Origin of the sequence: Sporosarcina sp. BP05, from assembly GCF_014282005.1 — a bacterium.
Lineage (GTDB): Bacteria > Bacillota > Bacilli > Bacillales_A > Planococcaceae > Sporosarcina.
Genome location: NZ_JACFTD010000007.1, coordinates 220,733 through 242,831 on the forward strand (window position 1 = coordinate 220,733; position 22,099 = coordinate 242,831).

At 43.4% G+C, this 22,099-nt stretch carries 20 protein-coding genes; all 20 read right to left on the reverse strand.

What is annotated here, in order from left to right; genetic code table 11:
* Nucleotides 1-35 precede the first annotated feature (35 nt).
* Nucleotides 36-1,319: a cell division protein FtsA gene (gene ftsA, locus H2672_RS10780; protein ID WP_186671312.1), complete on the reverse strand. Its 1,284-nt coding sequence runs from the start codon at nucleotides 1,317-1,319 to the stop codon at nucleotides 36-38.
* 97 nt (nucleotides 1,320-1,416) lie between these two features.
* Nucleotides 1,417-1,785, reverse strand: a complete 369-nt coding sequence (locus H2672_RS10785; RefSeq protein ID WP_186671313.1) for a small basic family protein — start codon at nucleotides 1,783-1,785, stop codon at nucleotides 1,417-1,419.
* A gap of 3 nt (nucleotides 1,786-1,788) precedes the next feature.
* Nucleotides 1,789-2,508 (reverse strand): DUF881 domain-containing protein, encoded by a 720-nt coding sequence (locus H2672_RS10790; RefSeq protein WP_186671314.1) that lies wholly within the window; start codon nucleotides 2,506-2,508, stop codon nucleotides 1,789-1,791.
* A 24-nt stretch (nucleotides 2,509-2,532) separates the two neighbouring features.
* Complete coding sequence (locus tag H2672_RS10795) at nucleotides 2,533-3,255, reverse strand: DUF881 domain-containing protein (protein WP_186671315.1); 723 nt, start codon at nucleotides 3,253-3,255, stop codon at nucleotides 2,533-2,535.
* Nucleotides 3,236-4,024: a cell division protein FtsQ/DivIB gene (locus tag H2672_RS10800; protein ID WP_186671316.1), complete on the reverse strand. Its 789-nt coding sequence runs from the start codon at nucleotides 4,022-4,024 to the stop codon at nucleotides 3,236-3,238. Before H2672_RS10800 ends, H2672_RS10795 begins: the two co-directional genes overlap by 20 nt.
* Nucleotides 4,025-4,039: 15 nt before the next feature.
* On the reverse strand, nucleotides 4,040-5,131 hold the full coding sequence (gene ftsW, locus H2672_RS10805; RefSeq protein ID WP_186671317.1) for a putative lipid II flippase FtsW: 1,092 nt from the start codon (nucleotides 5,129-5,131) through the stop codon (nucleotides 4,040-4,042).
* A 261-nt stretch (nucleotides 5,132-5,392) separates the two neighbouring features.
* Nucleotides 5,393-6,742 (reverse strand): UDP-N-acetylmuramoyl-L-alanine--D-glutamate ligase, encoded by a 1,350-nt coding sequence (gene murD / locus H2672_RS10810; RefSeq protein ID WP_186671318.1) that lies wholly within the window; start codon nucleotides 6,740-6,742, stop codon nucleotides 5,393-5,395.
* Nucleotides 6,743-7,714, reverse strand: coding sequence for a phospho-N-acetylmuramoyl-pentapeptide-transferase (mraY, locus tag H2672_RS10815; RefSeq protein WP_186671319.1), 972 nt, complete (start codon nucleotides 7,712-7,714; stop codon nucleotides 6,743-6,745).
* Between the two features lie 70 nt (nucleotides 7,715-7,784).
* Nucleotides 7,785-9,698 (reverse strand): penicillin-binding transpeptidase domain-containing protein, encoded by a 1,914-nt coding sequence (locus tag H2672_RS10820; RefSeq protein WP_483315864.1) that lies wholly within the window; start codon nucleotides 9,696-9,698, stop codon nucleotides 7,785-7,787.
* Nucleotides 9,699-9,755: 57 nt separating this feature from the next.
* The gene (locus H2672_RS10825) at nucleotides 9,756-11,918 is read right to left on the reverse strand and encodes a penicillin-binding protein (RefSeq protein WP_186671320.1); all 2,163 of its coding nucleotides are present in this window, start codon (nucleotides 11,916-11,918) and stop codon (nucleotides 9,756-9,758) included.
* A 35-nt stretch (nucleotides 11,919-11,953) separates the two neighbouring features.
* Nucleotides 11,954-12,325, reverse strand: coding sequence for a cell division protein FtsL (ftsL, locus tag H2672_RS10830; RefSeq protein ID WP_186671321.1), 372 nt, complete (start codon nucleotides 12,323-12,325; stop codon nucleotides 11,954-11,956).
* Nucleotides 12,326-12,341: 16 nt separating this feature from the next.
* Nucleotides 12,342-13,274 carry a 16S rRNA (cytosine(1402)-N(4))-methyltransferase RsmH gene (rsmH, locus tag H2672_RS10835; RefSeq protein ID WP_186671348.1) on the reverse strand — a complete coding sequence of 311 codons (933 nt, stop codon included), beginning with the start codon at nucleotides 13,272-13,274 and terminating at the stop codon, nucleotides 12,342-12,344.
* 32 nt (nucleotides 13,275-13,306) lie between these two features.
* Nucleotides 13,307-13,738, reverse strand: coding sequence for a division/cell wall cluster transcriptional repressor MraZ (gene mraZ, locus H2672_RS10840; protein ID WP_186671322.1), 432 nt, complete (start codon nucleotides 13,736-13,738; stop codon nucleotides 13,307-13,309).
* A gap of 192 nt (nucleotides 13,739-13,930) precedes the next feature.
* A complete protein-coding gene (bshC, locus tag H2672_RS10845; RefSeq protein WP_186671323.1) occupies nucleotides 13,931-15,547 on the reverse strand; it encodes a bacillithiol biosynthesis cysteine-adding enzyme BshC in 1,617 nt (538 codons plus the stop codon).
* 95 nt (nucleotides 15,548-15,642) lie between these two features.
* Nucleotides 15,643-16,032: a DUF3397 family protein gene (locus H2672_RS10850; RefSeq protein ID WP_186671324.1), complete on the reverse strand. Its 390-nt coding sequence runs from the start codon at nucleotides 16,030-16,032 to the stop codon at nucleotides 15,643-15,645.
* A complete protein-coding gene (locus H2672_RS10855; protein ID WP_186671325.1) occupies nucleotides 16,032-16,931 on the reverse strand; it encodes a ketopantoate reductase family protein in 900 nt (299 codons plus the stop codon). Before H2672_RS10855 ends, H2672_RS10850 begins: the two co-directional genes overlap by 1 nt.
* Nucleotides 16,932-17,427: 496 nt before the next feature.
* The gene (locus tag H2672_RS10860; RefSeq protein WP_186671326.1) at nucleotides 17,428-18,978 is read right to left on the reverse strand and encodes an acyl-CoA carboxylase subunit beta; all 1,551 of its coding nucleotides are present in this window, start codon (nucleotides 18,976-18,978) and stop codon (nucleotides 17,428-17,430) included.
* A 251-nt stretch (nucleotides 18,979-19,229) separates the two neighbouring features.
* A complete protein-coding gene (locus H2672_RS10865) occupies nucleotides 19,230-19,445 on the reverse strand; it encodes a biotin/lipoyl-containing protein (RefSeq protein ID WP_186671327.1) in 216 nt (71 codons plus the stop codon).
* Nucleotides 19,446-19,594: 149 nt separating this feature from the next.
* Nucleotides 19,595-20,935: an acetyl-CoA carboxylase biotin carboxylase subunit gene (locus H2672_RS10870; RefSeq protein ID WP_186671328.1), complete on the reverse strand. Its 1,341-nt coding sequence runs from the start codon at nucleotides 20,933-20,935 to the stop codon at nucleotides 19,595-19,597.
* Nucleotides 20,936-21,127: 192 nt separating this feature from the next.
* Nucleotides 21,128-21,886, reverse strand: a complete 759-nt coding sequence (locus tag H2672_RS10875; RefSeq protein ID WP_186671329.1) for an enoyl-CoA hydratase/isomerase family protein — start codon at nucleotides 21,884-21,886, stop codon at nucleotides 21,128-21,130.
* Between the last annotated feature and the right edge of the window lie 213 nt (nucleotides 21,887-22,099).

Genomic DNA, 22,099 nt, shown 5'->3' on the forward strand with positions numbered 1-22,099 from the left:
TCCTCCTAGTCCATTTCATACAGTTGTTCATTGACTCATTCGAAGAAATTGTCAAAGACTTTCTTTGCTTTATCTAAAATACCAGGTTTCTTTTCTTTGTTCCGGTCTACTGACTTTTTCTTGTTAACCGGAGCCGGCGTATGATTATCGGAAGCCGAAACTGTCGGTGAATCTGGGACATGACCAAAATAAGAATCTTGCATATGTGCATAGCGTATTAGTCCTACCGCAGTTGCATACATCGGTTCTCTAACCCCGATATACTCCGGTGTATGGATACGGACCCTAGTTTTCAACACATGTCTCGCTAGTTGTAAGATACCATCCATCTTTGTTATGCCACCGGTCAATACGACTCCGCCTGGTAAATCATGTACGCCCATGCGGTACAACTCTTCCAGAACGAGATCAAAAAGTTCTTCAAGCCGAACACCGATAATTTCCGATATGTATCTTTGGCTGTATTGATCTTTTGAATCAGCACCGATGACGGGTACTTCAAACAATTCATCATCCGATGCATCATCTGAGAACGCATGTCCATACTGATGCTTAATTTTTCTTGCCTGTTCAGTTGGCGTTTTCAATATAATTGAAAGATCTTTTGTAATATGATCCCCACCTACCGGTATCACCGCTGTAGCCATGAATCGGTTTTCACCAAATATGGAGACTGTGGTAGAACCTCCTCCAATATCGATAAATGCACTGCCGTGATTCTTTTCATCATTCGTCAAAGCAAACGTACCCGCAGCAAGCGGTTGCAAATAAATTTCTTGGATTACAAGACCTGCCCGTTCTACGCAGCGTAGTATATTATGAATAAGTGTTTTTGATGTAGTTATTAGCGTTCCGTCCATTTCAAGCCGGACACCGATCATTCCCCGAGGATCCGTTATTTCATCATAATCGTCAACGATGAATTGTTTCGGAATGATATTAACGATTTCCCGATCAGGTGGAACAGACATGACTTGTGCTGATTTCATAACCCGATCGAGGTCGTCATCAGTAATTTCACGATTCTCCGAGTTAACTGCCACAACCCCTTTGACGTCCTGTAACAAAACGCCATTTGCAGGAATGCCCAGAATGACTTCACGGATTTGCATCCCTATCATTCTCTCAGCCTGTTCAACCGCTTTCCGGATAGATTGGACAGTTGCATCAATATCGATGATTGTCCCTTTCCGGATTCCCGCAGATTGAACATTGCCAACTCCGATAACGTGCAAGGATCCGCCATCCACTTCACCTACTAACACCTTAACCGACGAAGAACCTATATCAAGTGATACATATAATTCTGATTGGCTCAATTACTGGCACCTCCTAAATCAACTCTTAACTCCCATTCTATTGCATTGGGAGTGCATTGTCTAAATATTTTCGACATCTCTTATTCAAACCCCTTCATTAATGTACATTTGTGTTGGAAACTTTCCCCCGCTCTGTCCATTTTACAAGCAGTATCCTTCTAATAACGGCGATGTTTTGGAATAGCCTGACACCAAATGCGAAAATTGCCGCAAGATATAAATCGACTCCTAGATGCACCCCTAAAAACGCCAGTGCGGCCGCCAGTGCTATGTTGAAGAAGAATCCAGATACAAACACCTTATCATCGTATACTTGCTGCAAATGAGCCCTGATGCCACCAAATAGCGTATCAAGAGCAGCTAGTACAGCAATCGATAAGTAATTGTCATATACCTGTGGAATTTGAATATCTGATAATAGACCCAGCGAAATTCCGAGTACAAGACCAAGTAATGGTAACCACATAAGTCATTCCCCTTTCGGCAATTCCTTTAAAAATTGATTTTCCAACCTATCTGGATAACCGCGGATTTCCACCGCCATTTCTGGTTCCCCAACTTCAAGGATTAAATCATCCAGATAAAAGTCATCGTGAATTGCCGAGGCTACTAAATAATTGTATACTTTCTCACTTTCTGCAAGGGTCGGGGAAATGATTTTCATGGAAAAGGGCGGTGTTGAAACATTCAACCCATTTACAGTCGTCATTCCGTTAATGTCTCTGATGGAGCTCAATATCGTATATCTTTTGCCATCAATTTCGAAAACGAGGCTTTTAAAACGATTCAACTCATTGACAAAACGGGTAAGTAAATCTGGGGATATTCCAGTGATTGGCAAACCCAAGGCCACACTTTCAGCAGATGGCCGAACTTTGATAATTATACCCGGTCCTTCAACGTCAGTAACACCCGCTTGCCGATAAAGCTTGTCCACTGTTTGGGTTAGAGCTCTCCCCGTGTTTTCTATATTTATCGATTTGTATGTAAGTAGTGTCTTGTCCAACTCACGAATTTCAGAAAGCAATTCAGAATGGAATTGCTTCTCGCTTGCTAGGGCTTGACGGATTGCCCAAATGTCCCTCGTATCTCGTTCTTCCGGGTTTTTCATCGAATTAAATTGAACGGCTGTCATAAACCCGACGAGGAGCAAAATTAGTGTAAATCTCCAGTGTATTGTTTTTCTCATCCGTCCAACCCCCTACACCATTACTCAACTCTCATTGCGCAAAGCTGACAGCCTGATTTCCTTTAACTGTTCTGTAGTAACGACGATATTGTCCCGAATTAGGCTATCGATCACACCACCTTTTAAATGTAAGGCCGAAGAAAGAACGTTCATATCACCAATCGCTTCTATAACAAATGGTGCCGGATAAGTTCTTCCATCAACCGTAATGACTGGCCCTGTGCATTTTATATAAGAATTTGATGTGATTCGATGTCCATTTATCGCTAATCCTTGCGCTCCGGAAATCCTTAATTCGTTGACGACCCGAAGAATATGACTTTCATGAACAATATAATCGTTCGGATTCTGTTCAACAGGATCGTAGTCGGCGTCTTTCAAAGTAACCTTAACACCTTGTCCGATAGCAGGGATTACACCAAGCAGCAAGCGGAGATCTTTAGCCTCATCAACGAGACTGGCATGATCTTTCTCCCCCATGGAGAAAGAACGTTCATACTCACGTATCTCTTCCTGCTTGGCGGCGATTTCATCGGTCAGTTCCTTATTCCGTTCCTGCTGACGGATTAACCCTTCCCGGTAATCCTCTTCCTTGTTAAATGCTGGCGATCCAGTACTATCGGTCTCCTGGTTTATACCAAGGGTTCGATATGAAAACGCGAGGATAAAGCCCAGTACAAGAAATACAACCGAAAAAAGAATACTTCTTCCCCTCTTTTTGTATGCATCATTCACCTTCTTCGACAATCGGCTCCTCCTCCCCTATTAGACCATATACTTTACTAAAAGGAGTGAAAAACGTCCCGACTTCCATGTCAATTACACCTTTTTCATAGCTGTTCAATTGTGCTGTTATATCCGGATAATAAGCCATTTTCTCAGCAAATGTTGAGATGAATGCGCGGACCTCGAAGCCATCGTCCATATAGACTGTAATACTATCCGAATCCTTTTCATCCCCTGTAACAATAACTTCTGAAATCAAGTGATAGACAGTGTCGTCCATTTTCAGCAACTGTGCTGTTATCCGCTTTCGCGTATCGGTATTCTTGAAATTATTCAAGACAGGCGATTCAGCCTCAGGTAACAACATACCGGTTGGAAACGTTTCACCACTTTCTAACAGTAAACTATACTGGCCCCCGTCTTCTAAGTAGGCAACCGTCTTCCATTCGGTAATTTCGATTTCAATACTCCTAAACCATTTTCGTGACACTGACACCTTTTGTACGCCTTCGATTTTCTCCATCGATTCTTCGATGTCATCGGTACTGAAGCTCCAAAGAGAGTTGTCAATTGTTAAACCACTTTTTTCCTCATAAAATGCCTGCTCGTGGAGAACCGCACCGCTAACCTTAATCATCTCTAGCTTACTCAGTGGGGATTGAAAATAAAGGATAGCTAGGAGCGCAACACCAAACACAGTCAACATGAACAGGAATTTTTTATTCGTTTTTCTGCGACGCTTTTCCCGCAAGGATGGAATTCGCTCTTCGATGTCAATGACTTTGTCCATTTTGCCCCTCCTCTATCAACTAGATTTTCTACCCACTGTAAAATGCATGATGGTCCCAGCCGCTATCCACGTCGTCATCAATGATGAGCCTCCATAGCTTATAAAAGGCAAAGTGACACCTGTTACGGGCAAAAGCCCTGATACAACGCCGACATTCAAGAACGTTTGAAAAATGATCATCGAACCCATGCCTGCAACCATCAGAAATGCATGCCGTCCTTTCGTTCTAATTGCGATTCCGAAAGTTGAAGCCAACAAAACGGCAAATAGCAACAACACCAACGTCGCCCCAATGAATCCCGATTCTTCCGCGATAATCGAAAAAATGAAGTCATTTTGCGGTTCAGGCAAATAGAGATACTTTTGGCGGCTATTGCCGTAACCATGACCAACCAATCCTCCAGGCGCAATCGCAAACAACGACTGAATTCCTTGGAAGCCCTTACCAAGTGGGTCACTCCATGGGTCGATATACGATTTGATACGATCCAACCTGTAAGGCGCCGCGGCAATCAGCGCTACAAAGGCACCTATACCTGCGAAACCAAGAAATGCGAAAAATTTTAGTGGGTAGCCTGCAATGAACAGAATAACGAACGCTGAGACAATCATAATAACGGCAGAACCAAGATCCGGTTGCAGCATGATAAGGGCAGCAGGTAACAAGATCAATCCGAAGTGGCCAAACCGAAATATTCCTTTTCCATGAATTTTGTTCATACTGCATGCCAGCTTCCCAATAAGTGCAACTTTGACGAACTCGGCAGGTTGAATACTAAATGGGCCAAGTGCGATCCAGCTTTGAGATCCATTCCTCACTGCGCCAATCCCCGGAATAAGCACAGCAACGAGTAACAGGATTGTCACCCAATAAACAAACGTCCATGTTTTCGGACTCGATGTCAGAGGACTTTTCATAATTACAAGGGCAATGCCGATTGACACTGCCATATAAATTGCTTGTTTCACGATGAACGGCGAGGAGTCAGCATAATGGACCGCTCCCCAATACGAACCAGCGGAATGGACAAAAGCCAATCCGATGAATGATAGGGCTACGGCAGAAACGATAAATGACGTTTTCAACTTAGCTTCCAGTGAACGCATCCTTCCGCAAATTTGCTGAATCATGTAAATGACTATATAAGTTGAAATACAGAACCCTATTGAATTCGCTACGGCGTTCGGGGATGCCTGTCAACCTAAGGGCTTCGGCTGCCCCTTGTAAGGCGCCTTCGCTCAGTTTACACAGCTAAAACAGTCACAAGTAGTATGAGGAAAATGCGTTGTGCCTGTTACTGACACCACACACTGGGTACCAAAGCATATACTGAACAATCTCCAGGATCCAAACATCCCCATTAACTCCTACAATTCCATAACCGCTTCTATAAACTGGTCTCCCCGAGCTTCAAAACTTGGATACTGATCCCAACTTGCACAAGCTGGGGAAAGCAAGATAATATCCCCGGCTACAGTAAGCGGGTAGGCTTTCCGCACAGCATCCTTCACATCCGCGGCAGTTATGATTATTTCTACATCGCATGACGCTGCAAATTCCGAAAACTCCCTTGCAGTTTCTCCCACAGCGACAACTGCTTTTACATTGTCCATGTAAGGCCGTAACTCTTCAAATGACTGTCCCCGACCCAACCCGCCAGCAATAAGGATAGTCGGTACATTGAACGCCGCTAATGCACTTTTCGTAGCTAGCGTATTCGTTGCCTTAGAATCATTGTAAAACTTCCGGCCATTTAATTCCTTAACGTATTGCATCCGATGACGTACACCGGTAAAGGAACTTAACACACTTTCGATTGCTTTTTTGTCACACCCTAAGAGGATTGCAGCCGCAGTTGCAGCAAGAATATTTTCAAGATTGTGCTGTCCCGGTAACTTGATGACGGATCTCAATACATAAGGTTGCCCATTCCAGTATATTTGCTCGTCATCTGCCGATATACCCTTTTCTTTCATTCCAGTTAAAGAAAAAGGTACTTTCGCAGCGGTTGAGCGAGCTACATACTTCTTAAGTTCCGGCTGATCATTGTTGTAGATAAAGTAATCTTCTGCAGTTTGATTTTTCGAAACACCGAATTTCGCCTCCGCATACGCTTCAGAAGTCCCATGATAATCGAGATGTGCATCATACAAATTCGTCCAAATGGCTATTTTAGGTCGGAACGTATCTGTCCCCATAAGTTGAAAGGACGAGGCCTCTAAGACAATGATATTTTCTTTCGTAGCTTTTTCGGCAACAGTACATGAGACAGTGCCAATATTCCCCGCGATAAGTGGTTGCTTACTGCCAATATTAAGCATATGGTACAGCAATGTTGTTGTTGTTGTTTTACCATTTGACCCTGTAATTCCTACAATGGGTGCTTCACTTATCCTGTAAGCAAGTTCAATTTCTGTCCACACCGGAATTCCTTTACTGATTGCTTCGACAACAACTGAATTACTGTAAGAGATTCCTGGATTTTTCACAACGATGTCATATCCCGCGTCAAGAATATCAGCAGGATGACCGCCACATATAACTCGGATTCCTTTCAAGCGAAGCCCTGCCGCCTCTTCATTACCCGCTTCTGGTGATGCATCATTAACCGTTACATGAGCACCAGCTGCATGCAATAGTGATGATGCAGCACAGCCACTTTTTGCTAGACCAAGAACAAGTATATTCATTCCGTTAAACTGATTGGCGTTTTTCACTTACATCACCTCCAACAAGACAGGGACTATTGCCGCCAAAAACGCGACTCCCCAAAAAACAAGTACAATTTTCCATTCGGACCAACCCGATAATTCAAAATGATGGTGAATCGGACTCATTTTAAACACCCGTTTACCAGTCGTCTTGAAACTAATGACTTGGATAATAACAGAAAGTGTTTCAATGACATATACAATTCCAATGATGACAAGTAGGAATTCCTGTTTAATTAAAACTGAAATCATTGCAAGTGCCCCACCTAGTGCCAAGGATCCCGTATCCCCCATAAATACCTTTGCCGGTTTGACATTGAAAACCAAAAAGCCAAGCATTGCTCCTGTAACAACAAAAGCAAAGACTGCAATATCATGTTGGCCATATATAAGGGCATGCACGCCGAAAGCAGCAAAAGCAATAGACGATGTCCCAGCCACAAGGCCATCTAGTCCATCGGATAAATTCACTGCATTGGAAAATCCAACAAGCCAAAAAATGAGGAATGCAACATAGAATACACCCAGCTCAATTTCAAATTCAGTGAAAGGAATTTGCACTGCAGTATCAAACGGTCCTAACTTCAAAAGGAAGAATGCAGCCACTGCAACTATAATTTGGCCAATCAGCTTTTGAATAGACGTGAGCCCAAGATTCCTTTTCAAAACGACGATTATAAAATCATCTAGAAAACCGATGATGCCAAAACCTACAAAAACGAGCAACAAGACAATCGTCTGTGTCGTCAGCACGTCATATATGTATGAAAGGGCGAGCGTCGAAATGATAATTGAACCTATGAAAATAAGCCCGCCCATCGTAGGTGTACCAGCCTTTTTCTGATGAGTTTTGGGGCCTTCATCCCGGATACTCTGCCCAAACTTCAATCTCCTAAGGGCTGGAATAATAACAAATCCCAATAATAGTGAAATGGTAAACGCGACCGCAATGGCCGTCAATGTGGTGACAAGTGTCATAAACTTTTTCTCCTTCTACCTTCTGATGTAGCCACTTATTTGCGCTACATCAGACTTTGCATTTAATTGGTTACTCAGTGTAAACATGAATAACATCATCAACCGTGATTAATGTTTCAGCGAGGGGTAACTGGTATTTAACTTGTTCCCCAGAACCGTGCCACTCAATACGATACGTATACAATTGACTAGCGATTTTTCCTTTTGTCATTCCCGTAAGATCGGGAACTCGATGAGTTATTGGGTCTCCCCATCTGTATTCCTTTTCGATTTGCCCTTCCCTGCCGGTAATGCCGGCTAGCGGGGCGATTTCTTCAATGATTCGACCTACTATAGGAGCTGCTATGACGCCCCCGAACTGAATGGAGTTTTTGGGACTATCTATCGCGATATAGACGAGAAGTTCAGGATCATCCGCTGGTGCAAATCCGATAAACGAAACGATATAATCACCGTCTTTATAAACACCATCGACAACTTTCTGTGCAGTTCCAGTCTTTCCGCCAACACGCAGTCCATCTGTAAACGCATTACGGCCAGAACCATTTGCAACAACCGATTCTAGCGCTTCCCTTACTTGCTTGGATGTTTCCTCACTGATTACCCGTCGCTGCATTTCCGGACTAAATGATTGAAGTGTCTTTCCCTTATCATCTGTAATTTCCTTTACGATATACGGACGATAAAGATAACCGCCATTTATCGCCGCGGCAACAGCTTGAACTTGTTGAATCGGCGTCACCGAGATACCTTGACCAAATGCGGTTGTCGCTTGTTCAACAGGACCAAAGTTTTTTTCAGAAAAAAGAATTCCTTTTGATTCGCCTGCAATTCCTGATCCCGTTGATTCTCCAAAACCGAAGTCCTTGATGTATTTGCTTAACTTTTCCGGCCCTAATCGCTGGCCAATTTCAACAAATCCAGGATTGCATGAATTTTCAACGACTTCGAGAAATGTCTGATCCTTATGGCCTTCTCTTTTCCAACAGCGTAATCTCGCTTTTCCGACCATTGAATAGCCAGGATCGTAAAAATGTTCCTTATGAAGATCAATGACTTTCTCTTCGAGTCCTGCAGCAAGCGTTAGAATTTTGAATGTCGAACCCGGCTCGAAGGTCATCCAAACAGGTAAGTTACGATTGTAAATACTTGGGTCTACATTTTGATATTCCGCTGGATGAAATGTCGGTGCGGAGGCAATCGAAAGCAATTCGCCTGTTTTAGGGTTCATGACAATGGCAAGCGCTTGAGTGGCATCATACTTTTCCATCGCCTGCAACATTTCACGCTCCACAATTTCCTGCATACGTAAATCAATTGTCAATTCTACGTTTGCTCCCTTTGCCCCTGTCTTAAAACCATCATCCACATGCGGAAGCGGAATTCCTTTAGCATCCGTGTACAAACGAATCTTGTCACCCGTTCCTTGTAGGATTTCATCGTATGCGTATTCAATACCTGCCAATCCATTCCCATCATAACCCGTAAAGCCAACCAACCTAGATAGTAGCTCCCCGTTTGGATAATGCCTTGCAAAATCAACGCCAGTATACAATCCATCTATTTGCAGAAGGGCTATTTCATCTGCTTGCTCTTTTGTTATATTTTTCCCTTCAGGCGCCAGTTTCACCATATATGCTTTTTCGGACATTTTTTTTTCCAAATCGGCTGCATTAACGCCAAGAATGGATGCCATTGCCATTGCTGAACTTTTTATTTCATGATTTTGGGACGGCATAAAATATAAGGTCGGCGCTAGCCTGTTGCCTACAATCAGGCCCCCATTGCGGTCTACAATGTCCCCGCGTACTCCTCCGAATGGGATTTCACGATCCCAGTTCGCTTCCGCGCGTTCTTTTAACAATTCATGTTTAATGATTTGTACATGGAATAGCTTGGCAACGACCATTCCTAAACAGATTAAAAATATGACAAATACTGCTCGTAACCTTTTTTTAGATTGCAATTGTATAAACTTCCGCAGCGGTTACACACCTCTCGTTTTTCTATCAACGTATGATGTGACACGGACGGCTATTCGTTAGCCACCTACAACACTCTCTTCTTCAGCTTCTTCTTCTATAGGTTTATGGATCTCAGATGGCGACTGCAACTTAATAACAACTGGATCTTCTAATCCGATTACAGCCCCTTTTGAAAGGCTTTGCTCAGTTACATACCCATCTCCGTTAAGCCGTAAATCAAGCCCGGATAACAGTTTATACGAAAGCACCATTTTTTTTGACCATCCAGTGAAGTCAGGCAATGCTGTGACACCTTTTGTCTGCAATAGGACGACTGACCCTTCCGCAAGTTTCGTACCGGCATACGGATATTGTATATCGATTTTTCCACCCTCACCAATGATTTCAGGGACAAAGCCGTCTTTTTGCAATTTCACGATTGCTTCAGACGAATCTTTTCCAGTATAGTCACCAATAACAGTTGGTTCAACTATATCTTCTCCACTGGGAACAATGTTCATATAGCGCAAACTGTTATCCATAATAGAGGTGAATAGTTTCGAAACCGGATCAGAACCGATCTCTCCCACTTTCAGTTTCGGTTGCTGTACAAGTACATACGTTAACAACTGGGGATCTTCTGCTGGTGCCATACCGAGAAATGAATACAGATAATTCCCGTGTCCAGCTAGATAGCCTATTCCTGATGGATTTGGAATTTCAGCAGTACCCGTTTTACCGCCTACTGTATAGCCATTAAGTGCAAACTTTCTACCGGTACCATATTCAGACGTAACTGTCGAAGCAAGTAATTTCCTTACTTCTTTTGCTGTCTTAGCAGAAATCGGACTTCCGTTCTCCTCTGGTTTCTGATCCTGTATGACTTTATCTGTATTGGGATCAGTAATTTTATCGATCACATACGGCTTCATCATAACACCGTCATTGGCAATCGCTGTTGCCGCTTGGACCATCTGCATTAACGTAACAGTTGAACCTTGACCAAATGCAGTTGTCAATCGTTCGATTGGATATGTATCTAGAATTCTACCTGATGCTTCATTTGGCAAATCAATTCCGGTTTTTTCTCCGAATCCAAATTTCCGTAAATACTCGATATATGTTTTATCGCCCATCCGTTCGAGTAAATAAGCCATCGATACGTTCGAAGAGCGCTGGAAGCCTTCCAAAAAAGAAATAAAGCCCCAGCCTGTAATATTGTGGTCACGAACCGTATCACCGTAAAGTGAATAGTTACCAGATTTATAGAAGTCAGTCGGAACCCACTTTTTTTCTTCAATCGCCGCAGCTACTGTGAACATTTTAGTTGTAGAGCCCGGTTCGATTGTCGTTTCAACAGCCTGATTCAACCAGTTCTCCGTAAGCCCTTCACGGGTAGATGGATTAAATGCAGGACGCTGACTCATTGCTAGTATTTTCCCCGTCTTCGGATCCGCTACTACAGCCAGTATTTTTTTTGGTGAATACTCACTTTCAACGCGATTCATCGCATCTTCCATGAAGTTTTGAATGGTCTTGTCGAGTGTCAACTGAATTTCATAGCCGTCTTTGGCTGGGACAATTGCTTCTTCTGCTTTCGGTAACTTGAAGCCAAAGTTATCCGATTTGAAGTTTACTTTGCCATCAGTGCCGATTAACTCTTTATTATATGTTTTCTCCAAGCCCATTTTCCCGACAGTTGTTATATTTTTTTCACTATCTTCTTCCTTCATAGCAAAGCCGACTAAATACGACGCAAAAACTCCATTCGGATAATATCTTGTTTGGTCTTCAATGAAAAGGAGTCCAGGCAGTTCCTGCTTTTTAATCGCCAAAACAGTTTCGTGACTAATATCACGGCCAGCCTTTCCGAATTCAACTTGATATGTATCTGCTTTCACATTCGTCAGGCGAGATACAATTGCATCTTTTTCAAGGGGAATATAGTTAGCAAGCACTTCAGCCGTTTTATTAATATCAGTGATATGCAATGGTTTTTTAGAATCTTTGCTTGCTTTTTCACTCAATACGGCAATGAGTCGGTAACTCAACGTATCGGAGGCAATAAGCTCTCCGTTTCGATCAACAATCGTTCCCCGATCCGCTTTCAATTCCGATTCTCTCGCGTATTTCGACTCAGCAAGCGTCGCCATCACTTTTCCTTCCGCTTGTCCCGTTGCTTGAATGAATACTATTCTTCCAAACAAAAGGAAAAAGAGCCCTCCGTATACCAAAAACATCAGAAAGGCTCCCCATTGGAATCGAAACTTTTTTTTCATTGTCCAGACACAACCTTTACGTTGTTCTCGTTTGGATTCAAGCCAAGTTCCTTCGCTTTCTTCCATATCCGATCATATGTAGATTTTTCTTTCACTAGGATGGACAATTCCATATTTTGTTTTGTTGTTTCTGAAACATCCTTTCCAAGCAATTGCACTTCCCTGTTTGTATCATTAATTTGGGCCTGTGTATGTAGAATCATTGTTGAGAATAGGACAAGAATTGTTGCAAACAGCACGAACAGGAATTTCTCCCCGACAGAAAAGACTTTCCGAGAAGGTCGTACTTGAGGCTGTTTTCTTGGAACTACTGGCGTTTCAAGTTCACGAATATATGACGTTTGGAATTCTCTCTGTTCTAATGCCATTCACAAATTTCCCCTTTCATTTCTTTTCTACAATTCTGAGCTTAGCGGATCTTGCCCGCTTATTCTCTTCTATCTCTTTTTCGCTTGGTATTATCGGTTTTCTTGTTACTAATTTCAGTATTGGTTCCATGCCTTCCGGTATTACAGGTAAATTCGGTGGAAGATCCGGTAAAGAAGAAGCTTCTTTGAAAATCGTTTTACACAATCTGTCTTCTAATGAATGGAACGTGATGACGCTAATACGTCCTCCAGGGTTAAGTACTGTAATCGCATCCGTTAAAGAATCCTCAGCCGCGCCAAGTTCATCGTTCACAGCGATACGGATTGCTTGGAACACCCTTTTCGCGGGATGTCCGCCCGTCCGTCTTGTTGCCGCTGGGATGCTAAGCTTGATCAGTTCAGCAAGTTCGGCAGTGGTTTGGATTGGGGATTGCTGTCTTGCTTCTTCTACTTTACGTGCAACTCTTTTCGAGAATTTTTCTTCACCATAACGGAAAAAGATGCGGACCAAGTCTTCATACGACCAATCATTAACAACATCATACGCAGTTAATAGCGCATCCGTATCCATACGCATATCAAGTGGCGCGTCCAAATTATAACTGAATCCACGTTCGGCTGTGTCTAGCTGAGGTGATGAAACACCTAAGTCATAAAGAATGCCATCCACCGTTGAAATCCCTATTTTCGCCAATTCAGATTTCAAGTTTCTGAAATTCGAATGGACAAACGTTATTTGAGGAAGATAATCCTTTAATCTTTCTTTCGCCACTTCAATTGCCGTAATGTCTTGATCGAAGCAGATAAGTCTGCCTTCAGGTGATAATTTCTTAGCTATTTCTACGCTGTGACCGGCTCCACCTAAAGTGCAGTCAACATATATGCCATCATTTTTTATATTTAAGCCTTCGACGGCTTCATAAAGTAAAACAGTTGTATGGTTAAAAATTGGAACCGCCCACTTTCACAAATTCATTTTAGTTAAAAATCAAAGTCAATAATATTTTCTGCGATTTCATTGAACGATTGTTCAGATTCATCATAATAGGCATCCCACAATGCTTTAGACCAGATTTCAATACGGCCTGAAACTCCAATTACGACACACTCTTTTTCAACCTTTGCATATTGGAGCAATGATGCCGGAATATTAATGCGACCTTGCTTGTCCAGTTCAACTTCCGTTGCTCCAGAGAAGAAAAACCTTGCAAATGCACGAGCATCTTTTTTCGTCACGGGTAAAGCCTTAAGCTTTTCCTCGAGACGTTTCCATTCATCCATCGGATAACCGAAGAGACAGTTGTCCAGGCCGCGAGTCAATACAAAGCCATCACCTAAATGTTCCCGAAATTTCGAAGGAACAATCAAGCGACCTTTTATATCGACAGTATGCTGATATTCGCCCATGAACATACTCTTCACCCCACTATATGAAATTAATGTACCACATCCCCCCACTTTCCTCCACCAGTTTCTTAACATTTATGCTATTTTCATGTGAAAATGTGTCAATAGTACTTGTTTCAGTGAGATTTTTCTGAATTTAAAGAAAGACACCCCCGCAGCACAAACTGTGCTTGCAAAAGTGTCTTTCTAGTTCACCACTTATAAATAGATGATTTTGTGGGTCCCGTCCATTTCAAATGGTAATCCTAGAAGATCCTGGATAAGGGTTGGTCCATAACTATTCAAATAGGTGTACGGCGTGTAAAGTCGTTCTTGCAACACGCCCTCAGGCAACAATTCCCCTTCCAGTATGCCGAATGTGCGAAGTTCCGCGTCATGCTTCAACAATACTGCTTCTTCTGCTTTACCTTTAAGATAATCCAACTGTTTTGTGTGGAAACGAAGATTTTTTTCGAGCAACTCTTGCATCATAGGTCCTTGCTGCTCTGCAAATTCAGCAATTTTTTCATACTGCTGGCCCAATATCTTTTCCGTTTCATCCACAACCAAATCGAAACGTTCATCCTGTAACCCGGTCACGAATTGCTCCCGCGCAGTGACTACTGCTCCCGACATGACGTCATCCATCGTAAAGTTTTTCCCGTCTAACGCATGCTTCACTTGTGGTGTTACCAATGTCATTGACATCCTTGGTACAATAATTGGCATTTTCATATCTAGATGATGGAACGCCTCTTTCAAGACTGCCCAATAAGCAATTTCTCCGGGTCCTCCAACGAATGCAAGTACCGGGAAGACCATGTCCTGCATCAGCGGTCTTGTCGCGACATTATTGCTCAATAGCCAAGGTTCTTCGTTAGCGATTCTCAGTATCTCGGCTTTTGAAAACCGGAGACCTGAACTGTCATTGACGAAAAAACCATCTTTTCTTGAAAGCAGAACTCTACCCGTGTCATGAATGTAGAAGAGATTTGCTGCATCCATTTCAGCATCAATCGGAGAACCAAACCCTTTTTCTGCAAACAGTTCTTCCTTGTTTGAAATTGCTTCAGCAAGGTGCTCAGATTCTTCAATTAACTGAACAAAATAGGGTTTTTCGAGCTCCCGTAACTGTATGAATGCTGAATCGATGAATAATAGACCTTCTTCTTTGAATAGACCGTTCATGAGCCTAACGAAAAACTGTGTAAACGAGCTTTCCTGCTCCACAGCACCAAGGACTTCATCCAACAAGTCTTTTGTATATGCCGTTTCACCATACTTGCCAAAAACTTCTTTCACTAACGATGCCATCACTTGTTTGTCATACTCCGCATCGGATGCCATCAGCTTCAGTACGAAATTTCCACGGTATTGATGTTTCGCCCCGCGGCCTTCCATTTCCGTATAGACATGATTAATTTCATTCAAATCATGATCCTCACCTGCAACCCAAAACACAGGGACAACAGGTACACCTAGTTTCTCCCTCTGTCTTTTCGCAAGCAGGATAACAGATATCGCTTTGTGAACAGAGTATAGGGGTCCCGTTAAAATGCCCGCTTGCTGCCCTCCAACTACGGCAACTGCATTTTCAGCAAGTTCTTCAATATGCCTAGTAGCATTCGCTGATATTCCAAATGGCTCCATGAATGAACGGATTGTTTCTGCAAGCTGACGCCTTTCAAACGTACGACCTGCAAGTTCCTTTAGCCTATCGGGATAAGAGCTTTCTTCATTTTCATAATCAAAAAAAGTATGTAGAAATTCTTTATCGTTATTATACGATTGCATCACTTTATTTTTTTCTTGTAATACTAATGATTCTAATTCCATTATTCATGCCCCTTTGTAACTATCGGTATGAACAGAGTATAACATTTCAAGCTACAGGATTGAAAAATATACGCCTACACAATAAACACGGATACCTATGTTACATACTCTACGATTTTCATTACCAGCCCAGTGATTAGAAGAATGATATAGGCGGCCAATAAAACAAGAAAGTAAAATCGCCATGTTTTCCGCAGGAGCCGGGCAATTTGGAATTCCTTCACTTTGTTGCGTTCAATGAAGGCGTAGACAATAGCAATGATGATTGCAATCCCTATTATGTAAATCCATATTTCTTGTCCGAATACTACCTGTGATACGACATAGACCGCTAGAAATAGCAACGGAGTCGTGATGTCCGCTGCAAGCCCGAGGATAGATGCCGGAGCTTTGCCCATCTTTCGCATAACAACCATGAAGGCAATCGTAACAAAGAACGGAAACAAAATGATTATTCCTAGAAATGTAGCAATCACTTCATTCATCACTTTGCCCCTTTCCACTCAACGGCAAACAACATCTGTTCATATGTTGCAAGAATCGCCAATGACTTGTTACGTCCATTCGCTTTGCGGATAACGGCAGTGACAATTGTCTCGATTTCCATCGGCCGCCCAGCTAAACGATCCACTAGCATCGACGAGTGGTTGCAAGCAGTTTTTCTACAGACATTCGCTACGTCTTCGTATGAAAGAATCATCCGCATTTCTGGGAACGCACCTAGTAGCTCTTCATACAAAGCTTTGAAAAGGGTTAGGCAATAATCATTTATCAGCAATTCCCCATTTTCCACCTTAAGAATGGCTGTTAATGGATTAATCATGCAATTAATCAATACTTTGCGTAGCAGGATCTGTTCCGCATCTGAATGACGTTTAACTGGAAAGATGTCCGAATGTGCCCGTCCAACCAAATCGAATAGTCTGTCGTCACCACGGGCGGTTGCGATTGTTACCAACCCAACCCCATTATGCGAAACAGTACGGTCATCTACCCGACGCGCACCATGCTCGACAGTCGCAAATGCAACATGCGGAAATTCACAGTTTTTCACCAGTTCCAAATGTCCAATGCCATTCTGAACAAACAGAACAGGATTGACTATATGTGTCTCCTGCATTTCTGAAAGGAGGTCACGGAGACCTGCATATTTGACCGCAACAACCCAAAGCGCTGCACCCGATAGATTTCGGATATCCGTCGTCGCATGCACACGCAATACGTCAGTCGTTTTGTCTTGATTAATACGTTGAATTCCTTTCGCTCGAATTAGTTCAGCTTGTTCTTCTCTCTTTACGTAGAACGTTACGTCCATTCCAGCTTCCGACAAGAACGACCCCATCAGGAGGCCAATTGAACCTGCACCAGCAATGATTACCTCCACATATTTCCCTCCTTTCTGAGAAAAGCGTAAGGCGCCGTCTAGACGCGACAGGCATAAGTCGATCCAGCGACGTGGCGCTCTTTGCCACATAGCTGGATTGCTTATGACCCGAGCGGCTGGCGCCTGAAGTCTAGACACTGTGAAAAGCGTAAGGCGCCTAAAAGGAACGCAGCTTAAGTGCGCCACTTCCTGTGGCAACAGCTGCATGACCTACATCCTGTAGGCCCCCTACAGGCATAAGTGAAAAGGAAGGTAGTCTAAGTACGCGACGTCCTGTCGCATCAAGGAGGCATGTAGTTCAATCCCTCCCCAATGCATACCTACTTCCTGTAGGCACGAGGAGGCGCACTTCAGCCACCACAGCAAAACGACTTATGACCCAAGGAGGTGGCGCCTGAAGCTAGACACTGTTCCGTTTCAAAAAATTATACTTGTTTTTCTTTAATTGAAAAGGTCCACCTGAATGCCAGTGGACCCTTTTTTGTTCTTTGTTTGATTATACAGGATATACTGGATGTTTTCTTGGTGGTTGCGGAACATCTTTTGTACTGTAGAATCGGTATCTATCTGCAAGCACGCTTCTTAAGCTTGACGGCGCTACAATTTCATCAATAATCAGTTCAGATGCCATCTTATAAATATCGATTTCTTCTTTGTATTCCTTATGTTTCTCCTGAACGAATGCAATCCGCTCTTTCGGATCCTCTATTGCTTCGATTTTATTCGAATAGACCGCATTTACTGCCGCTTCAGGTCCCATAACTGCAATTTGAGCAGTAGGTAACGCGATACAGACATCTGGTTCAAACGCCGGACCTGCCATTGCGTACAGACCCGCTCCATAAGCTTTACGGACAATCACTGAGATTTTTGGCACAGTTGCCGAACTCATCGCCATAATCAATTTCGCACCGTGGCGGATAATTCCAGCACGCTCCACTTTCGTTCCAATCATAAAGCCTGGAACGTCGGCGAGGAACAGCAGCGGAATGGAAAATGCATCACAAAGAGTAATGAATTTTGTTGCTTTGTCTGCAGAATCCACAAACAAGACTCCACCTTTTACTTTTGGCTGATTGGCAATGATACCGACCGGTTGTCCTTCGATTCTAGCCAAACCAGTAATAATTTCGCCAGCAAACAATTTCTTAACGTCAAAGTAACTGCCTTCATCAATCAATGCATCAATCGCTTCGTACATATCAAATGGCGCGTTTTGGTTTTCCGGAATGATTGCTTCAAGCGTCCGACCAACTTTCGCCTCCACCGTTTCTTTTAAAGCTGGTTTTTCTGTAAAGTTTGCTGGGAAAAATGCTAGATAACGACGGGCTTCCGCAATTGCTTCCTCTTCATTCGCCGCAAGCACGTCGCCGCAACCACTCACTGAACAATGCATGCGGGCGCCGCCCATTTCTTCCAGTGTTACTTTTTCACCGATTACTTTTTCGGCCATACGCGGTGAACCTAAATACATCGACGCATTGCCCTCTACCATAATTACGATATCGCAAAATGCGGGTATGTACGCGCCACCTGCAGCGGAAGGACCGAAAAGAACACAAATTTGAGGGATGAAACCCGATAATCTCACTTGGTTGTGGAATATCTTCCCTGCACCGCGACGGTTAGGGAACATATCAAGCTGATCTGTAATACGAGCTCCCGCTGAATCGACAAGATAGAGCATTGGTACACGGTTCTTCTCAGCAATTTCCTGGATACGAATAATTTTCTCAACCGTACGGGCTCCCCAAGACCCTGCCTTCACCGTTGAATCATTCGCCATAACGCAAACTGTCTGGCCGTTTACTTTCCCCATCGCCGTAACGACACCATCTGCTGGTAAATCCCCTGCTTCACAATTGGCAAATCTACCGTCTTCTGTATATTCGCCTTCATCGAAGAGAAGTTCCAATCGATCACGGACGAAAAGTTTGTTCTGCTCTTTCAACTTTTCATGGTATTTCGGATGTCCTCCTGCAAAAACCTCCTGCAGTTTCGCTTCCAGTTTTTCATTGTAAGCCGTCTGTTCTGTTGCTTTAGTCATTTTAAAAACCCCTTTCGTCAACCATTTCTACGCATTTCCCTTTTGTTCAGCTCCAGGCGGCTCCGCTTTTCTATGTCTAGCTCCAACGGCCAGATGCTCAGGTCATAAGCCAGCCCAGCTACGCGGCAAAGAACACCGCTTGGGTCAGCAGGATGCTGATCATGCAGTGGTTGCGACACGATGTCGCGAACTTAGACTGCCTTCCTTATCCGTCTTATGCCTGTCTCCCCTAGCAGGCCGTCTCCGCTTTTCTATGCTTCGATTGTAGCTAGAACGTCTTCTTCGTTAACGAAATCGCCGACTTGTACATTAATCGTTGCTACTTTTCCGGCCGTTTCAGCTTCAATTGGAATTTCCATTTTCATCGATTCAAGTACGATGATAACTTGTCCCGCCGTTACTTCTTCCCCTACCGCTGCGTTCACTGTAAATACAGTACCTGCCATCGTTGCTTTTAATGCTGTCATTTTGTTGTTTCCTCCTTTTGTTTTGTGCTCCAAGTTGATCAAATACGCCTCGGCGTATTTGCGCCCAGATTTTGAATTGAGCTTGCTCAATTCACTCCTTTCAAAATCTGTGGCATCCGCCGGAGGCATTAACTTCATTCAGCAGGGTCTTACCCCCTGCTGAATGAAGTTAATACTGATGTCGAATAATCACCTGTAATGAATTCTTCAGATTTCAGGAAGTTATTGAAGAAAGGTATATTCGTTTTCAGGCCTTCAATTTCTACTTTCGAAAGGAAGTTTTCCGATTTCTGAATTGCTTCTTCCCGTGTTGTTGCGTGGACGATTACTTTCGAGATGAGTGGATCATAGAAAGGCGTCACTTTCCCACCCTCAACATATCCTGAGTCAATACGGATTCCCGCAGTATCTCCCCAATCAAGTTTCTTAATTGTCCCCGGTGATGGCAAGAATTTGATCGGATCTTCCGCATAAATACGGAATTCGATGGCATGGCCCGTTGATTTGATGTTCGTTTGATCAATCACAGGAAGTTTATTGCCTTTCGCAATTTCAAGCTGCCATTCGACAAGGTCAAAACCAGTCACTTCTTCGGTCACCGGATGTTCAACTTGAAGTCTAGTATTCATTTCCAAGAAATACAGTTCATTATTTTCATCGACAATGAATTCTACTGTTCCTGCATTTTTATAAGAAACCGCTTTTGCTGCATCGACAGCCGCTTTATAAAGACTATGACGTGCTTCTTCTGGCAAATGCGGAGATGGTGATTCCTCAATCACTTTTTGGTTGCGTCGTTGTACGGAACAATTACGTTCAAACAAATGGACAACATTTCCGAAATTGTCTCCAAAAATCTGCACTTCGATATGGCGTGCATTTGCTATGAATTTTTCCAAGTAAACAACATCATCTCCAAAATACGCTTTCGCACGAGTCTTTACGGATTGAAAATGTTGACTGAGCGCTTGCTCATCTTCGCAACGAACCATCCCAATTCCACCACCACCAGCACTCGCTTTTAGCATAATCGGATAACCGATTTCAGCTGCTTCACGCACGGCGTCTTCCAAAGATGCAATTCCTTCGTCAGTTCCAGGCACGACCGGCACCCCTGCCGCTTTCATCGTCACACGTGAACCAATCTTGTCACCCATCTTATCAATTGTGTCCGCATCAGGTCCGATGAATTGGATTCCCGCAGCTTGTACTTTACGTACAAACTCCGCATTTTCTGATAGAAGCCCATAGCCCGGATGAATACCGTCGACTCCGGCACGAACCGCAATTTCAATTATATCGTCCGCTTTTAAATAGGATTGTTGAACTTGTGCAGGTCCTAGCAAGAACGCCTCGTCCGCTTCTTTCACGAACGGCATGTCCGCGTCCGCTTCCGAATAGACAGCGACAGTACCAATACCAAGGCGCTTACAAGTCTTTATGATTCTAAGAGCGATTTCCCCACGATTCGCAATCAGTATTTTATCCATATTAATCCCCCAAACAATTTGATGTGTATTTCTCCATCCCCCTCTAGTTTATACGATGGATGAAAGCGATTTCAACCTTTGTCTGAAAAAAACATCTTTTCATGCCATTTCGACTAGTCAAAAGTTATTTATCAATGCCACACAAAAACCGCCGCACATGCATAAGACATGTACAGCGGTTAGTGCGACATTTTATTTTTTCGACAAAAACTGCGCCACCGCTTCATGGTGTGCATCACTTCCCCAAAGAATTGAGCATTGTCGTGATTCTTCAATCATTCGGTCACGAATAAAATCAGCCGTCCATTTCCGGATAGCAATCGTTTTATACGCCCGATGGACAGTCGGATGATGAGCAGACATTTTGGCAAGAAACCGTTGAAGTCCTTCTTCAGCAGTGCCCTCATAAATCTCTGTTGCCCAACCCGTTTCAAGCATTTGATCAGCCGTATACACCTCGGCTTCAGAAAGTAGACGTAACACACGGTCATGCTTGCCATCTTTTTCAAACAGCAGCGTAGCGCCGCCCCACCCCGTGGTAATGGCAAGTGTCCCTTGAATGAAACCAGCCTTCGCAGTGGATGACATGACCCTGTAATCGCAAGATGTAGCAATTTCACAACCACCACCTACAGCAGCACCATTGACGACCGCAATGACAGGCATCGGCAGTGTGGCAACCCTATATAATAGGCCTGCCATTTTACTTAGCATTGGATAGGCCTCATCGGCTGTACGTAAGGAATGGAATTCAGATAGATCTCCACCCGAACAGAATGCCCGATCTCCCGCACCTGTAATAACGGCATATGCGACATCTTCATTATTTTCAATACGATTTAGAAATTGTTCGAGCCCATCCATGACAGCATAGTTGATGGCGTTGCGCATTTCAGGACGGTTGATTGTAAATGTAGCAATTCCATTTTCGATAGCAATGTTGTAAGACATGTCGATTCCCCCATTGTATATAGTAAGTTGAAATATGGATTCCCATCAAATCCGCTTCGGCGCTCAGGGATGGCTTTGGCTACCCCTTTTAAGGCGCCTACGCTCAGTCTACACAGAAAAACAATCTCCAGGTGCATGAAGGTGTTAAAAATTCCTAATTGCTGTCGCATCTATGCGCTTGTCGGGGCTAAACGACACCTTCCGCTTTTCTTG

Coding starts and splice junctions, on each gene's coding strand:
- H2672_RS10865 (WP_186671327.1), bottom strand. CDS start 19,445: ATGACAGCATTAAAAGCAACGATGGCAGGTACTGTATTTACAGTGAAC.
- H2672_RS10850 (WP_186671324.1), bottom strand. CDS start 16,032: ATGAATGAAGTGATTGCTACATTTCTAGGAATAATCATTTTGTTTCCG.
- bshC (WP_186671323.1), bottom strand. CDS start 15,547: ATGGAATTAGAATCATTAGTATTACAAGAAAAAAATAAAGTGATGCAA.
- H2672_RS10875 (WP_186671329.1), bottom strand. CDS start 21,886: ATGTCTTACAACATTGCTATCGAAAATGGAATTGCTACATTTACAATC.
- H2672_RS10860 (WP_186671326.1), bottom strand. CDS start 18,978: ATGACTAAAGCAACAGAACAGACGGCTTACAATGAAAAACTGGAAGCG.
- H2672_RS10790 (WP_186671314.1), bottom strand. CDS start 2,508: ATGAGAAAAACAATACACTGGAGATTTACACTAATTTTGCTCCTCGTC.
- ftsW (WP_186671317.1), bottom strand. CDS start 5,131: ATGCGTTCACTGGAAGCTAAGTTGAAAACGTCATTTATCGTTTCTGCC.
- ftsL (WP_186671321.1), bottom strand. CDS start 12,325: ATGGCATTAGAACAGAGAGAATTCCAAACGTCATATATTCGTGAACTT.
- H2672_RS10785 (WP_186671313.1), bottom strand. CDS start 1,785: ATGTGGTTACCATTACTTGGTCTTGTACTCGGAATTTCGCTGGGTCTA.
- mraZ (WP_186671322.1), bottom strand. CDS start 13,738: ATGTTCATGGGCGAATATCAGCATACTGTCGATATAAAAGGTCGCTTG.
- H2672_RS10870 (WP_186671328.1), bottom strand. CDS start 20,935: ATGGATAAAATACTGATTGCGAATCGTGGGGAAATCGCTCTTAGAATC.
- mraY (WP_186671319.1), bottom strand. CDS start 7,714: ATGACACTTGTCACCACATTGACGGCCATTGCGGTCGCGTTTACCATT.
- H2672_RS10825 (WP_186671320.1), bottom strand. CDS start 11,918: ATGTTTTTGGTATACGGAGGGCTCTTTTTCCTTTTGTTTGGAAGAATA.
- H2672_RS10800 (WP_186671316.1), bottom strand. CDS start 4,024: ATGGACAAAGTCATTGACATCGAAGAGCGAATTCCATCCTTGCGGGAA.